This window comes from Massilia forsythiae, assembly GCF_012849555.1.
GTDB lineage: Bacteria > Pseudomonadota > Gammaproteobacteria > Burkholderiales > Burkholderiaceae_D > Telluria > Telluria forsythiae.
The window spans coordinates 589,367-605,147 of record NZ_CP051685.1; the positions used below are offsets into that span (position 1 = coordinate 589,367).

10 protein-coding genes are annotated in these 15,781 nt (G+C 64.7%); 7 read left to right on the top strand and 3 right to left on the bottom strand.

Going from position 1 to position 15,781, the window contains the following annotated elements; genetic code table 11:
• Positions 1 to 86: 86 nt before the first annotated feature.
• Positions 87 to 2,825, top strand: a complete 2,739-nt coding sequence (locus HH212_RS02600) for a TonB-dependent receptor (protein ID WP_229217534.1) — start codon at positions 87 to 89, stop codon at positions 2,823 to 2,825.
• A 408-nt stretch (positions 2,826 to 3,233) separates the two neighbouring features.
• Positions 3,234 to 6,089, top strand: a complete 2,856-nt coding sequence (locus HH212_RS02605; protein ID WP_169433957.1) for a TonB-dependent receptor — start codon at positions 3,234 to 3,236, stop codon at positions 6,087 to 6,089.
• A 240-nt stretch (positions 6,090 to 6,329) separates the two neighbouring features.
• On the opposite strand, the gene aroG is transcribed toward HH212_RS02605, so the two are convergent.
• Entirely contained in the window at positions 6,330 to 7,391 is a 1,062-nt protein-coding gene (aroG, locus tag HH212_RS02610) for a 3-deoxy-7-phosphoheptulonate synthase AroG (protein ID WP_169433958.1), read from the bottom strand.
• A 438-nt stretch (positions 7,392 to 7,829) separates the two neighbouring features.
• Between aroG and HH212_RS02615 the strand changes: the two genes are divergently transcribed.
• Positions 7,830 to 10,694, top strand: a complete 2,865-nt coding sequence (locus HH212_RS02615) for a TonB-dependent receptor (RefSeq protein ID WP_169433959.1) — start codon at positions 7,830 to 7,832, stop codon at positions 10,692 to 10,694.
• A 274-nt stretch (positions 10,695 to 10,968) separates the two neighbouring features.
• Positions 10,969 to 11,733 (top strand): CPBP family intramembrane glutamic endopeptidase, encoded by a 765-nt coding sequence (locus HH212_RS02620; protein ID WP_169433960.1) that lies wholly within the window; start codon positions 10,969 to 10,971, stop codon positions 11,731 to 11,733.
• 36 nt (positions 11,734 to 11,769) lie between these two features.
• Here HH212_RS02620 and HH212_RS02625 read toward each other — a convergent pair whose 3' ends face one another.
• Positions 11,770 to 12,108, bottom strand: a complete 339-nt coding sequence (locus HH212_RS02625) for a methyltransferase domain-containing protein (protein WP_169433961.1) — start codon at positions 12,106 to 12,108, stop codon at positions 11,770 to 11,772.
• Positions 12,109 to 12,505: 397 nt separating this feature from the next.
• Between HH212_RS02625 and HH212_RS02630 the strand changes: the two genes are divergently transcribed.
• Positions 12,506 to 13,039, top strand: a complete 534-nt coding sequence (locus tag HH212_RS02630; RefSeq protein ID WP_169433962.1) for a Cif family virulence factor — start codon at positions 12,506 to 12,508, stop codon at positions 13,037 to 13,039.
• Positions 13,040 to 13,256: 217 nt separating this feature from the next.
• Here HH212_RS02630 and cynR read toward each other — a convergent pair whose 3' ends face one another.
• Positions 13,257 to 14,144 (bottom strand): transcriptional regulator CynR, encoded by an 888-nt coding sequence (gene cynR, locus HH212_RS02635; protein ID WP_169433963.1) that lies wholly within the window; start codon positions 14,142 to 14,144, stop codon positions 13,257 to 13,259.
• A 124-nt stretch (positions 14,145 to 14,268) separates the two neighbouring features.
• Between cynR and cynS the strand changes: the two genes are divergently transcribed.
• Together cynS and HH212_RS02645 are read left to right on the top strand one after the other, a co-directional pair.
• Positions 14,269 to 14,739 carry a cyanase gene (gene cynS, locus HH212_RS02640; RefSeq protein WP_169433964.1) on the top strand — a complete coding sequence of 157 codons (471 nt, stop codon included), beginning with the start codon at positions 14,269 to 14,271 and terminating at the stop codon, positions 14,737 to 14,739.
• A gap of 196 nt (positions 14,740 to 14,935) precedes the next feature.
• Positions 14,936 to 15,754: a formate/nitrite transporter family protein gene (locus HH212_RS02645; RefSeq protein ID WP_169433965.1), complete on the top strand. Its 819-nt coding sequence runs from the start codon at positions 14,936 to 14,938 to the stop codon at positions 15,752 to 15,754.
• The last annotated feature ends 27 nt before the right edge of the window (positions 15,755 to 15,781 follow it).

The window sequence follows — 15,781 nt, forward strand, 5'->3', positions numbered from 1 at the left end:
GAACGATCCCAGCAGCTTCCAGACTTAAAAAGCCCATGATTGGAACAGGAATGCACCAAAAGAAAGCAATCGCCCAAGCAGTTTCCTTGGCCCTCGCCTATGCCGCCTTCGGCCTGCCGGCGATGGCGCAGGACATGACCTCGCAGGCACCGATCCAGCGCGTCGAAGTCACCGGTTCGAGCATCAAGCGCGCCACCGCCGAAACCGCTTCTCCGGTGCAGGTGATCAGCCGCGAAGACCTGCAGAAGTCGGGCAAGGCCACGGTCTCGGAATACCTGCAGACACTGACCGCGGACGGCGCCGGCTCGCTGCCGACCGGCTTCGGCAACGGTTTTGCTGCGGGCTCGACCGCGATCTCGCTGCGCGGCCTGGGCGCGACCTCGACCCTGGTGCTGCTCAACGGCCGCCGCATGGCGCCGTTCGCGCGCGCCGACGACGGCCAGAAGAGCTTCACCGACCTGTCCACCGTGCCGATGGAAGCGGTCGAGCGCATCGAGGTGCTGAAGGACGGCGCTTCCTCGACCTACGGCGCCGACGCCATCGCCGGCGTGGTCAACATCATCCTGCGCAAGGACTTCACCGGCACCGTGTTCAAGGCCGAGGCCGGCGAATCGCGCTACCGCGACGGCGAGCAGGGCAAGGCCGCCCTCACCTGGGGCAAGGGCCGCCTGGACGAAGACGGCTACAACGTCATGGTCAACGCCGAGGTGTACGGCAACCACCAGCTGATGAACAAGGACCGCGCCGAGCGCGACTGGATCGGCCACGGCGACATCCGCCCATGGGGCTACGCCGCCAATACCCAGTTCGCGGCCGGCTACATCACCGCCGGCGCGTCCAGCCCGAGCCCGGCCGGCGCCCTGCGCAACCCGGCCACCGGCAACTACGTCTCGCTGCCGGGCTGCTCGCAATTCTCGGTCACCACCGCGCAAGACCCGAACGGCGGCTGCCTGTGGTACGCCGACCAGTTCCGCTCGATGCAGCCGCAGATCGGCGGCCTGAACCTGTACAGCCGCTTCACCAAGAACCTGGACGGCGGCCTGCAGTTCTACGCCGAGGCCGGCTATTCCAAGCGCGACACCGAATTCACGCTGGTGCCGCCGTCGACCAGTTCGACCGTCGCCTTCCCGCCGAACGCCGCCAACCCGACCGGCGTGATCAACTACGGCAACACCATCCTGATGGCCGCCAGCCACCCGCAGAATCCGTACGGCACCGCCGTGCGCCTGCGCTACTCGATGTTCGACGTCGGCGCCAGCAAGCGCTCGGCGGACAACGAATTCAGCCGCTTCGTGGTCGGCCTCAAGGGGCAAGGCTACGGCTGGGACTTCGACACCGCCCTGGTGCACTCGCAGTCGGCGCTGGACCTGAACTACAGCAACATGATCAACATGCGCGTGCTGCAGGCGGCGCTGGGCAACCCGTCCAGCCAGTACTTCCCGTACTACATCGGCACCCAGGCCAGCCGCAACCCGGCGTCGCTGTACGCCGCCATGGTCACCAACGCCACCTCGCACTCGACCACCCAGCTCGACATCGTCGACTTCAAGGCGTCGCGCGAGCTGATGCAGCTGCCGGGCGGCGCGCTCGGCCTGGCCGTGGGCGCCGAACACCGCCGCCAGAAGCTGGACAACCCGTCGCTGTCGGGCACGCTGGACGGTTCGATCAACGCCTCGTACGTGGCCGCCAAGGGCGACGACAACGTCTCGGCGGTGTTCCTGGAAGTGGCGGCGCCGGTGCTCCCGAGCGTCGAGCTGAACGCCGCTGTCCGCTACGACAAGTACAAGAACTTCTCGTCGACCACGCCGAAGTTCGGCGCCAAATGGACTCCGCTGAAGACCTTCGCCGTGCGCGGCACCTATTCGGAAGGCTTTCGCGCGCCGGGCCCGGCCGAATCCGGCGCCCAGAGCCAGAGCACCGGCAACTCCACCGTGCGCGACCCGATCCGCTGCCCGGGCGGCGTCCCGGCCGCCGGCGGCGCCACGCAAGCCGACTGCGCCATCACCATCGGCGCGGTCAAGGTCGGCAACCCGAACCTGTCGCCGGAAACCTCGAAGGGCGTGACGCTGGGCGTGGTCTGGGATCCGCTGGCCAACACCAGCTTCTCGCTGGACGGCTGGAAGATCAAGCGCAGCAACGAGATCAACCCGCTGTCGTACGTCGAGGCGGCCGCCCTGCCGACCGCGATCCGCAACGACAACAACCTGGTCGTGAACGGCGTCGTGCAGCCGAACACCGGCACCCTGCTGCTGTCGAATGCGCCGTACCAGAACTCCAGCTTCACCGAGGTGAAGGGCATCGACCTCGACGTCAAGCAGCGCATTCCGCTGGGCGACTGGGGCCGCGCCACCGCCGGCCTGACCTGGACCCACGTGGCCTCGTGGGTGCGCGCCGAGAAGAACGGCACCCGCTACCAGTACGCCGGCACCCACGGCAATTGCGACACCTCGAACTGCGCCGGCACGCCGAAGGACAAGATCAGCGCCAACGCCTCGTGGGACCGCAACGGCTTCGGCGTGACCCTGACCGCCAACTACCGCGCCGACATCGAGAACACCTACTTTGCCGGCGACAAGTGCGCCTCGCTGTTCGCCAACGGTTCCGGCGCGCCGGGCAATTGCCGCCTGGCCTCGTTCACCACGATCGACATGTCGGCCCGCTACAACGTGTCGAAGAACCTGCAACTGTACGGCTCGATCTCGAACCTGTTCGACAAGATCGCACCGCTGGATCCGCTGACCTACGGAGGCCTGAGCTACAACCCGATGGATGCCAGCGGCGCCATCGGCCGCTACTTCAAGCTGGGTGCGCGCTTCCAGTTCTGATGCCTGATCCGGCAGCGGTATGACCATGGGGCGGTGAGCGATCACCGCCCCGTTTTATTTGGTGCATGTATGCACCTCGATTGAACAAAAGCCGATTTGTAATGCACCAAACAAAAGCAAATTAAATTTCAATTATTTTTATATTTTCCAAATTTAGTTTAATTTTTATCGCATATATAAATATATTGTTCTATTTTCGTTGTATTTATACATATGTGATAAAGCTTCATTGACTTTGCTTTTCGCCAATGTTTTTATTGTCGTGTAGCAAATAAAATCCTTCCAAAAAGGAAGGCGATAATCCAACACGACGATTCCTGCGGTGGCGCTCGCGCTGGCGCCGCCCGGACTCAGAAGGGGCTCAAGACAATGATGGCGGAAAAGGTTTTATCTCGGTCGGTACGTTTGATGTTTGCCGGCGGCATGGCGCTCGGCGCGACGGTCGCGTCCGCGCAGGACACCCAGGACGGCGCGCCGGCGGCGCCGATGCAGCGCATCGAAGTCACCGGCTCGCGCATTCCCTCGCTGAACACCGAAGGCTCCAGCCCGGTCACCACGCTCAGCGCCAAGGACATCAAGATCGACGGCGTGCGCAACGCCGAAGACCTGATGAACAACCTGCCGCAAGTGTTCGCCTCGCAGGGCGCCGCCATCTCCAACGGCGCCAGCGGCACCGCCACGGTCGACCTGCGCGGCATGGGCGCCCAGCGCACGCTGGTGCTGGTCAACGGCAAGCGCCTGCCGGCCGGCAGCGTGCTGAGCACGGCGGCCGACCTGAACCAGATCCCGTCGCAACTGATCCGCCGCGTCGACGTGCTCACCGGCGGCGCCGGCGCCGTGTACGGCTCGGGCGCGGTGGCCGGCGTGGTCAACTTCATCCTCAAGGACGACTTCACCGGCGTCGAACTGGAAGCCAACGCCTCCGGCGCCAACCACCGCCAGCACAACGACGAAGCCGCGGCCGTGGTCGCCGCCAAGGGCTATCCGCTGCCGGGCAACCGCAACTTCGACGGCAAGCGCTACGACTTCAGCCTGCTGGCCGGCGCCAACTTCGCCGACAACAAGGGCAACGCCACCTTCTTCGTGTCGCACCGCCACACCGACGCCCTGCTGCAATCGCAGCGCGACTTTTCCAGCTGCTCGCTGGGCGCCTCCGACCCGGGCTTCGCCTGCTCCGGCTCGGGCACCTCGATCCCGCGCGTGGGCGCCTTCACGCCGGACGCCAGCGGCAACCCGCGCCGCTACGTCTCGGCCACCGACGCCTACAACTTCGGCCCGCTGAACTTCTTCCAGCGCCCGTCGGACGAATACAACATCAACTCGACGCTGCACTACGACATCAGCGAGAACGCGCGCCTGTACAGCGAGTTCAACTTCCACAACAACACCACCGACGCCCAGATCGCCCCGGGCGGCATCTTCTACGGCCAGCAAGCCACCATCGCCTACGAGAACCCGCTGCTCAACGCCGCCTGGCGCACCGCGCTCGGCCTGACGCGGCCGGGCCAGACGGTCACCGTCTCGGTCGGCAAGCGCAACGTCGAAGGCGGCCCGCGCAACAACAACATCAGCGACATGTCGTTCCGCGAAGTGCTGGGCGTGAAGGGCACGGTCGGCGACTGGAGCTACGACGTGTTCGGCCAGTTCGCGCGCGTCAACCACAACGACCGCTCGACCGGCTACTTTTCCACCCGCCTGATCGGCCGCGCGCTGGACGTGGTGCCCGACGCCAACGGCAACCCGGTATGCCGTTCGTTCCTGAACGGCAGCGATCCGGCCTGCGTGCCCTACAACCTGTTCAAGCAGGGCGGCGTGACCCAGGCCGCGCTCGACTACCTGAGCGCCAGCGGCTCCACCGGCGGCTTCACCCAGCAGAGCGTGTTCGGCATCAACATCGGCTCCGACCTGAGCCGCTACGGCCTGAAGCTGCCGACCGCGGAAAACGGCGTCGGCGTCTCGTTCGGCTACGAGCAGCGCGTCGAGAAGCTGTCGTACGAGCCCGACTACGAAAACCAGACCGGCGACCTGTCCGGCGCCGGCGGCGCCTCGCCGGCGGTGGCCGGTTCGTACAACGTCAAGGAAGCCTTCGGCGAAGTGCGCATTCCGCTGCTGGACAACATGGCCTTCGCCAAGCGCCTGGAACTGAACGGCTCCTACCGCCGCTCGCAGTACAGCACCGACGCCAAGACCAACACCTGGGGCCTGGGCCTCGACTGGCAGCCGGTGGAGGCGCTGCGCGTGCGCGGCTCGGCCCAGCGCGCGGTGCGCGCGCCCAACATCTTCGAACTGTACACCGGCCAATCGGTGGTGCTGGCCGGCCCGACCGACGACCCGTGCGAAGGCAGCGCGCCCAAGGCCACGCAGGCCCAGTGCGCCAACACCGGCCTGCCGGCGGCGCTGTACGGCCAGCTGACCGAGAACTCGACCAACCAGTACAACGGCCGCACCGGCGGCAACCCCAACGTCAAGCCGGAAACCGCCGACACCTACACCGTCGGCCTGGTGATCGAGCCGACCCGCAACCTGACCATCACGCTGGACGCGTTCAAGCTGAAGATCGAGGACGCGATCCAGTCGGTGAACGCGCAGAGCGTGTTCACCCAGTGCCTCACCACCGGCAATCCGCTGTACTGCGGCCTGATCCACCGCGACCAGCTCGGCTCGCTGTGGCTGACCACCAATGGCTACGTCGAAGCCGGCACCACCAACATCGGCTCGCAAGGCACCTCGGGCCTGGACCTGGGCGCCAGCTACCGCATGAAACTGCCGCACAGCTACGGCGGCCTGGACTTCACGCTGAACGGCACCTACCTGCGCAGCTATACCGTCGAGAACCTGCCGGGCACCGGCAGCTACGATTGCGCCGGCCTGTTCGGCGCCACCTGCGGCACCCCGGCCCCGAAATGGCGCCACAAGGCGCGCCTGACCTGGTCCAGCCCGTACAACTTCGACATGTCCGTCACCTGGCGCTACTTCGACCGCGTGAAGAACGACATGCTCGACAGCAATCCGCAGCTGGCCGGCGAGCTCGACACGCAGCGCGACGACCACCTGTCCTCGCGCAGCTACCTCGACCTGAGCGGCATCTACCGCTTCAACCGCAAGCTGTCGCTGAGCCTGGGCATCAACAACCTGTTCGACAAGGACCCGCCGCTGGCCTCGTCGAGCTCGGTGACCGGCAGCTACGGCAACGGCAATACCTTCCCGCAGGTGTACGACTCGTACGGGCGTTTCGTGTATGCCAACCTGACCTACCGCTTCTGATCGATCGAGCGTAAAAAAACGCCGCCGGCAGCACTGCCGGCGGCGTTTTTGCTTATGCATCGTCGGGAGCTGCGTTCAATCAGCCGCCCGCTCCCCGTCGTCCCCGCGCAGGCGGGGACCCATACGAAATTTCAGAATTCGGTATAGAAAAAGTACCGAGGTGCCTTGTCGAATCGATTTTGGAAGCTCAGCATGGGTCCCCGCATGCGCGGGGACGACGGTTGGGTAACACGCGCACGGTCACGCATACTCCCGCAAGCGCCGCTGGCGCACCGCCGCCGCCAATCCCTCCAGCACGTTCACGCTGGTCTCCCAGTCGATGCAGCCGTCGGTCACCGACTGGCCATACGTCAATTCCTTGCCCGGCTCCAGGTCCTGTCTTCCGCCCACCAGGTGCGATTCGACCATCACGCCGACGATGCGCTCCTCGCCGCCGGCCACCTGGCGTGCGATGTCGGCGCACACCGGCACCTGGTTCTGCGGATTCTTGCTGCTGTTGGCGTGCGAGGCGTCGATCATCAGGCGCCCGGCCAGGCCGTTGGCGGCCAGTTGCTTGCAAGCTTCCTCAACGCTGGCGGCGTCGTAGTTCGGGGCCTTGCCGCCGCGCAGGATGATGTGGCAATCCTCGTTGCCGGCGGTCGACACGATCGCCGAGTGGCCACCCTTGGTCACGGACAGGAAGTGGTGCGGCTGCGACGCTGCCTTGATGGCGTCGGCGGCGATCTTGATGTTGCCGTCGGTACCGTTCTTGAACCCGACCGGGCACGACAGGCCGGACGCCAGCTCGCGGTGCACCTGCGATTCGGTGGTCCTGGCGCCGATCGCGCCCCAGCTGATCAGGTCGGCGATGTACTGCGGGCTGATCACGTCGAGGAATTCGGTGCCGGCCGGCAGGCCGAGTTCGTTGATGTCGCGCAGCAGCTCGCGCGCCATGCGCAGGCCGTCGTTGATGCGGAAGCTGTTGTCCATGAACGGGTCGTTGATCATGCCCTTCCAGCCGACCGTGGTGCGCGGCTTCTCGAAATACACGCGCATCACGATCTCGAGCTCGCCGGCGAAGCGGGTGCGCTGCGCGGCCAGGCGGCGCGCGTACTCGAGCGCGGCGCGCGGATCGTGGATCGAGCACGGGCCGACCACCACCATCAGGCGGTCGTCCTGGCCATGCAGGATGCGGTGCAGCGCCACGCGCGCCTGCGACGCGGTCTGCTCGGCCGCCGGGGTCACCGGGAATTCGCGGATCAGGTGCGAGGGCGGCGTCAGTTCCTTCATTTCGCGGATGCGTAGGTCGTCGGTGCGAGGCATTGCGGTTCTCCGTTTCTCGAATGTGTGGGGGCTTGAATAAAAAAAAACCGCCATCGCTGGCGGTTTTTCTGGAATCTCGTGTCGGACTTTTGTTCTGCTGTCGCGTGAACCTGCCGCTACTCCACCGCCGTCGGGCCGGAATGGCTAAACCAAAAATAAAAGGTAAAGAAGGCGGTCGGGTGCATGGCGTGTCCAGAGTGTCGGACGACTATAACAACAACCCGTAAAGATTGGCAAGCTCTTTATCCGTCGATTGCCCCCGCGTGGTCCGGACGATCGGTTGCGTGAAGCCGACAGCGAATCGCGCGGTGCCGGACACGCTTGAGAGATGTCAGTCCGCGCATCGCGTCCGATGCAAAAGTGGCATCGAGCCCCGGCCGACTGGCGCGCTGTTGGGCTGCATCCTTCCTTGCAACCCTACGTCACTGGAGTCTGGACATGACTGAAACCCCGATATCCCGATCGATACGGCGCCTGTTCGCGGGCGGCGGCGCCATCGGCCTGACGCTGCTGGCGCTGCCGCCGGCCGTCGCCCAGGACGCGGCGCCGAAACCGATCGCGCGCGTCGAGATCACCGGCTCGAACATCCGCCGCTCGGAAGCCGAGACCGCCTCCTCGGTGATCACCGTGAACCGCGCCGACATCGAGCGTTCCGGCAAGAACACCGTGGCCGAACTGCTGCAGACCCTGGCGGTCGACAACCAGGGCTCGGTGCCGACCACCTTCGGCAACGGCTTCGCCGCCGGCGCCTCGGGCATCTCGCTACGCGGCCTGGGCGCGGCCTCGACCCTGGTGCTGCTCAACGGCCGCCGCATGGCGCCCTACGGCCTGGCCGACGACGGCCAGAAGCAGTTCTCCGACCTGAACGTGATCCCCAGCGACGCCGTCGACCGCATCGAGGTGCTGAAGGACGGCGCCTCGGCCATCTACGGTTCCGACGCCATCGCCGGCGTGGTCAACGTCATCCTGCGGCGCGACTACCAGGGCAACACCTTCCGCTTTTCGCGCGGCACCTCCGAGGAATGGGACGGCAAGCGCACCAACCTGGCCTTCACCAAGGGCGTCGGCAGCCTGGACAGCGACCGCTACAACGTCCTGTTCAGCATCGAATACAAGAAATTCGACGAGACCAGCTACCGCGACCGTAGCGACCGCGACTGGATCGGCCGCGCCGACCTACGTCCGTGGGGCTATTCCGCGGTCGAGGGCCTGGGCGGCACCGGCGCCATCATCCCCAACACCGGCGCCGCCGGCAGCGCCATCAACGGCAACGTGCGCAATCCGGCCGATATCTTCAACTACTACAACCGCGGCAACCTGGCCGGGCCGGGCTTCACCCGCACCTTTCCCGGCGCCGCCTGCGGCAACTTCACCAACCACCCGCAGGGCGACCCCGGCGGCGGCTGCCTGATCGACGCCAGCCAGCAATACAGCGAGGTCGAGCCGAAGCAGGAAAACATCAGCTTCTTCCTCAAGGGCACCTGGCAGGCCACGCCCGACATCCAGGCGTACAGCGAATTCAACTACTACACCAGCCAGACCGATTCCCAGACCACGCCGTCCGGCATCAGCGGCTCGGTCGGCTATCCCGGCGGTCCGGTCAACAACGCCACCATCCAGTTCGGGCCGACGCATCCGGACAACCCGTACTTCGGCAGGGCGGCGCGGCTGCGCTACCTGGCCGCCGACGTCGGCCCGCGCGTGTCCAACATCGGCTCCAACTTCGTGCGCTGGATCGGCGGCGCCAAGGGCACCAACTACGGCTGGGACTGGGACAGCGCGCTGCTGTTCTCGCACAACCACGTCAACAACGTCCAGAGCGGCTACCTGCAGCGCGACGTCGCCTATGCCCTGCTCGACCCGAGCCCGGCCAACGTGGCGGCGGCGCTGAGCAGCCCGGCGTATGCGGCGCTGCCGCCGGGTACCTTCTGGCGCATCGGCGAGAACGCCAGCCTGAATTCGCCGGCCCTGTACGCGGCGCTGTCGCCGCGCATCGGCAACAGCGCCAACAGCAAGGTCGGCCAGTGGGACGTCAAGGCCACGCGCGAGTTCGAGAACATGCCCTACCTGAGCGGCCCGCTGGGCCTGGCAGTCGGCGCCGAATTCCGCCACGAAATGACCGAACTGCGGCCCACCACCGGCACCGAGCGCGGCAACATCATCGGCCTGGGCTACTCGGCCTATTCCGGCGCACGCAACGTGTTCGCGCTGTACGGCGAGGGCCTGGCGCCGCTGCCCTACAACCTGGAAGCCTCGGCCGCGATCCGCTGGGACCACTTCACCGACGTCGGCAATTCGTACACGCCGAAAGCCGGCCTGAAATGGACCCCGGTACGCGAATTCGCCCTGCGCGGCACCTTCGCGCGCGGCTTCCGCGCGCCCAGCCCGGCCGAGAACGGCGTCGGCGGCCTGGCCGCTTTTTCCACCGCGTCCGACCCGCTGCGCTGCGCGCTGGGCGTGACCAGCGCCTGCAACCCGGCATCGATCGCGCTGATCACCTCGCCCAACCCGAACCTGTCGCCGGAACGCTCGCGCAGCTTCAACGTCGGCGCCATCTGGGACCCGATCCCGCGCGCCAGCATCTCGGTCGACTACTGGCAGATCAAGCGCAAGAACGAGATCAACCAGGAGCAGGTGGACAGCGCCATCGCCGCCGGCAGCGTCACGCGCGATCCGGGCAGCATCAGCAACATTCCCGGCGACCCCGGCGCCATCACCGCAGTGCAGACGCGCTACGTGAACTCGGCCCAGACCAAGGTGCGCGGTATCGACCTCGACGCCCGCTACAATTACCGCCTGCCGGAAAACTACGGCAACCTGAGCGTCGACCTCAAGTACACGCACATGTTCGAGTTCCGGCGCACCGAGCTGGATGGCACCTCGCGCGACTATGCCGGCACCCACGGCAACTGCGACATCTCCAACTGCTCGGGCACGCCGGACCACCGCGCCAACCTGCGCTTCGGCTGGGACCGCAACGATTGGCGCGTATCGGCTAACCTCAACTACCGCGGCCGCATCGACAACACCCTGTTCAAGGACGATCCCGACGGCTGCGCCAGCCACTACGCCAACGGCGCCGACGCCCCGGCCGGCTGCGCGCTGGCCTCGTTCACCACGGTCGACCTGGTGGCGCGCTGGAAACCGCTGCCGCAGTGGGAAGTGTTCGGCTCGATCGAGAACCTGTTCGACAAGACCGCGCCGCTCGATCTGCTGACCTACGGCGCCACGTCGTACAACCCGCTGGATTACCAGGGCGCACGCGGGCGCTACTACACACTGGGGGCGCGGTACACATTTTGAAATGCGATTCTGAAATTTAACTGAGAAGCAGTCCTGGCAGGCGCAGCAAGTCCCGCTCGCCACTCGACGGCCCAGCCTGGCGCCGTCGAGTGGCGGTTGTCGTCCGTTCCAATGCGGCGCAGCCTACATGCTGCTTTTTCATGCCGGGCGCTGGTCCAGGCGATTTTCCGCGGCTTGCGACAAAGCGTGAGATTTCGCCCGCCTCTCGCCATGTATAGTCGAACGCAGCCGGTACCCTATCGCCATCCCTTGCGCGCCACTGCCCGACACCACGATGATCGCCACTTTGCTCGCCCCGCTGCTTACCTTTCTGCTGGCTTTTTACCTGATCCTCATCGGCCCCGGCCTGAACCTGTGGCGCAGCCTGCGGCCACGCGCCGAACGACCCGAGCGCACGCCGATGCGCCGCTACTGGCTGATGAGCCGCGGCGTGCTGGTGATGCTCGCGGTATTGGCCATCGCCATGGCGTACAACGGCCACGGGCTGCACGACCTCGGCTTCGACCTGCCGCTGTCGCCGGCCGGCGCATGGGGCCTGCTGTTCGCGGCGGTCTTGATGGCGGGATTGGTTGGCGCCGCTCTGGTCATGGAAGCCAGGCAAACCCCGCAGGCGCGCGCCGAAAGCGAACGCAAGCTGCTGGAGGCACCCTTCCCCTGGCCGAACACGACGCTGGAAACGCTGGCCTTCGCGGCCAGCATGAGCCTGATGACGGCGGCCTGGGAAATCCTGTACCGTGGCTTCCTGCTGCTGGTACTGACGCCGCACACCGGCCTCGCGCTGGCCGTCGTCATTTCCGCGCTGGCCTACGGCATCGGGCACGGGTACCAGAATCCCAAACAGTTCGTCGGATCGATCGTGTCGGCCTTCGCATTCACGCTGGGGTATGCGTTCACGCACAGCCTGTGGTGGCTGATCGCCATCCACGTTGCCGTACCGCTGAGCATGCTGCCGAGCGTGTCCAAGGCACGCCGCCGTCAACGGGAAGCGTCCCACCTGTCCATGGCAACTTTGACTGTACCTGGTACAGCGCTTGACTGAGAACGACCAAGAAATTCATTCTCGTCGTAAAAGCACTCAACGCTGCCGAAACACGATCGCGTGCTGGCTCGGCAACGATTCGATGCTGCGTTCCCACTTCAGGCCATGCGCCGTGGCTTCACGGCGTACCTGCGGCTCGCTCATCTTGTGCAGCGGCTTGATCGCGACTGCCGGATCCTCGGCCCGGTATTCGACGAAGGCGACGCGCCCGCCCGGCTTCAGGGCCTCGACGATGCTGTCGAGGACCTCCAAGGGATAGGCGAGCTCGTGATAGACATCGACCATGATTGCCAAGTCGACGCTGGCCGGCGGCAATTTGACGGTGGTTTCGCTGCCCAGCACCGAGACCACGTTGCACACGCCGCGCTTTGCCATCTGGCTGGGCAGGCCAGCAGGATGGGTGGCGTACGGTGTGTGTGGGAGGCACGGCAACTGCGCGAGCGGGTCCGGTGCATATCGATTTCCGTGAGAAGTCGCTGCCTGCAATGGTGCCGGCAGGCTTGCAGTGAATGGCAATCACCAGTGTAGCGGCATTGGCTGCCCGACGTGCGTCGGCTACATGGGTATATCCTAGTCATGTCGCGTTGACTCGGCAGTTGCCGGAGATCGGATTGACTGTGTCCGGAGCTGTCTGTCGTGACAGTTGGCGAGTTTTTCGCCTTGGCAACCTGTTATGCTGGTTCGACCGACCGGAAATAGCCAAAAGCCGGCATTTATATATATCCGCCAGCTCCGTCCTTAAGCAGGGGATATTAATAACTCTGGGGGAATAATGAACCGTTTTTTAGCTGTAACCTTGATACTCGGAGGATTGGCAATCTCGCCGCGCCATGCGGTGGCGCAGGCTGCAGACAGCAAGGCGCAAATCGAACATGTGATTGAAAACTTTCGTTCTGCCATAGTCAACAAAGACGAGGAAGCATTTCTAAACCTTTTCATGAAAGAGGATGTTACCTTTACCGGCGTAACAACCGACGCCAGTATTGAACGTCTCTACGCAAACCGGCCCCAACCGCAAATGAAGCGGCCTTCGAAGCTCTATTCAACAACCCCGCGTAAATTTATCAGTGCTATTGCGAAGCTCGAGACGAAGGTCGACGAGATTGTGTCGAACGTACGCATCGAAAGCGACGGCGATGTAGGGCAGGTATGGTTCGACTATTCCTTCGTTAATGGCAATTACAAAAAAATGTGGGGCAAGGAGAGCTGGCTGGTGGTCCACACAGCCGATGGCTGGAAAATCGCGGGAGTGGTGTCGTCGCAGGAATTCAATCCCACACCGGCATCAGCTAACGAGACACCTTAACTCTCGAATGAAATGCGAAGGGAGTGCGCGTCGTAGTTTGTAGCTCTAAAGCATCCTCCTCACTGACTTTGTCTAAGTCCGCTTCGGGTCGAATACCGCCGTAAACGCAACGGCAGCAAGCGACCAGAAGCGGCCGCATCGACGTTTCAGCACTGAACGTAGCGGTTGACGAGCCTACAAGTCGCCTTGGTCCGCATCCAGCCGTTCGTACCCAGCCTCAAAAAATCCAGTGCACGGCTTCACGCTCGATGACGTCCGCGAGCGCGCGAGTCGCCGCGCTCTGGTACGCACCTTTGCGCCGCAGCAGCATGACGGTGCGCGGCGGCGGCGGTGGCGCCAGCGGCAGGTTGCACAGTCCCGCCGCTTGTCCTGCGATCGCCTCCGGCAAGATCGTCAACAACTTGCTGTGCCGGACGATCTCGACCAGAGCGCTGATCGTATTGACTTCCACTGCCACCTTCGGCGCCACCTCGAATGCCTGCAGATAGTTGTCGACGTGGGTGCGCGTCACGAAATCCTTGGTGAGCAAGGCCAGCTCCCCATCCGCGAGTGACCCGACATCGAGCGCAGCCCGCCCGGCCCAGGGATGGTTGTCGGCGACGACCACACTCAATTTTTCCGTGAACAGGGGCAGGCTGTCGATGTCCGCGCAACGCCCCAGTTCGAAGGCGATGCCGAGGTCGACTTCATCCGCTTCGATGGCGGCGGCAATCGTGTCCATCGACATTTCGAGGACATTCACTGTAATGGCCGGAAACCGGGCGTGGAAGGCGGCCACCAACGGCCCGATCAGGTAGGCGGTGAAGGTCGGCGTCATGGCCAGCCGCACCGCCCCGCGCGACAAATCACGCACATCGTGTATCGCCCGCCTGCCCGATTCCAGTTCGAACAGCGCGCGCCGCGCATGGGCGATATAGGCTTGCCCGGCATCCGTCACCTTTATGGTGCGTCCGCTGCGGTCGAGCAGGACGGTACGCAGACGGTCTTCCATCTGCAGGATCTGCTGGGAAAGGGCCGGCTGCGACACATGCAGCGCCTCCGCGGCGCGCGTGAAATTGCCGTGCTCGGCGACTGCGATGAGATATTTTAGTGCGCGCAGCTCCATAAGTGACCATTAGTTTTTCTTATCGTTACCATTCTAACCGCGTATTGGACCCCTTTATGAAAACCCGGGATGATGAATTTATCGCATTCAATCCCCAGTCCTCCATCCCATAAAGGAAGCCATCATGTTGCATTCGGACGTAACGCAAGACGCTCGCACGGCACTCACCGCACGTGTCATCACCAGCAAGGCGCTGAAGGATCTGACCTGGGCCGCCATCGCCGAGGGAACCGGCCTGCACGTCGCCTACGTCACGGCCGCACTGCTCGGCCAGCACGCCCTGCCTGCGGCTGCCGCAGCGCTGGTTGCGGAGCGCCTGGAACTCGGCGCGGCCGACGCCAAGCAGCTGCAGTCGGTGCCGCTGCGCGGCAGCATCCCCGGCGGCGTGCCCACCGACCCGACCATCTACCGATTTTACGAGATGGTGCAAGTGTATGGAACGACGCTGAAGGCGCTGGTCCATGAGCAGTTTGGCGACGGCATCATCAGTGCGATCAACTTCCGCCTCGACGTCCGCAAGGAAGCCGATCCGGACGGCGGCGAGCGCGCCGTGATCACGCTGGATGGCAAATTCCTTCCCTATAAGCCGTTCTAAGCCGGCACCGGTTGTCAGGCGCTGCTCATTGTCCGCGCCTACAGGCGCGTCACGGCGGCGTCCACTGCGCTGCGACGCACCGTGGCAGGGACCGACGCCGCGCGCGGCGGGCGCCCCCCCGCGGCAGGCATTCTTTTTGCTCTTCTTGAATAACCAACACATCAACAGGCCTGCGGGCCGCGAAAGGTGAAGCTGCATGGCATATCTGGTTCCTTCGGAATTCGTCACCAAGATGGTGGACGCGGGCGAGTCGAAAATCTACATGGCGACGCGCGATGCGCTGATCCGCGCCTACATGGCGGGCGCCATCCTCGCCCTGGCCGCGGTGTTCGCGGTGAGCGTCTCGGTGGCCACGGGCGTGCCGCTGATCGGCGCGATCCTGTTCCCGGTCGGCTTCTGCATGCTGTACCTGATGGGCTTCGACCTGCTGACCGGCGTGTTCGTGCTGACGCCGCTGGCATTGATCGACAAGCGCCCCGGCGTCACCGTCGGCCGCATCCTCAAGCACTGGGGCGTCGTCTTCGTGGGCAACTTCCTCGGCGCGCTGACGGTGGCCTGCCTGATGGCCTACATGTTCACGTTCGGCTTCAACACGGATGGCGGCAAGATCGCCCAGACCGTCGCCCAGATCGGCGAAAAGCGCACCATCGGCTACGCGGCCTATGGCGCGGCCGGCATGCTGACGCTGTTCATCCGCGGCATGCTGTGCAACTGGATGGTGTCGATGGGCGTGGTCGGCGCGATGATTTCCACCACCGTCGGCGGCAAGGTCGTGGCGATGTGGATGCCGATCATGCTGTTCTTCTTCATGGCCTTCGAGCACTCGGTGGTGAACATGTTCCTGTTCCCGTTCGGCCTGATGATGGGCGGGCACTTCACGCTGATGGACTACCTGATCTGGAACGAGTTGCCGACCGTGCTGGGCAACCTGGTGGGCGGCCTCGCCTTCACCGGCCTGACGCTGTATTCCACGCACGTCAGGACGGCGGCCAAGCGCTCGTTCCAGGCACACTGACGCGTGCGTCGCTACTCGTCGCGCGGC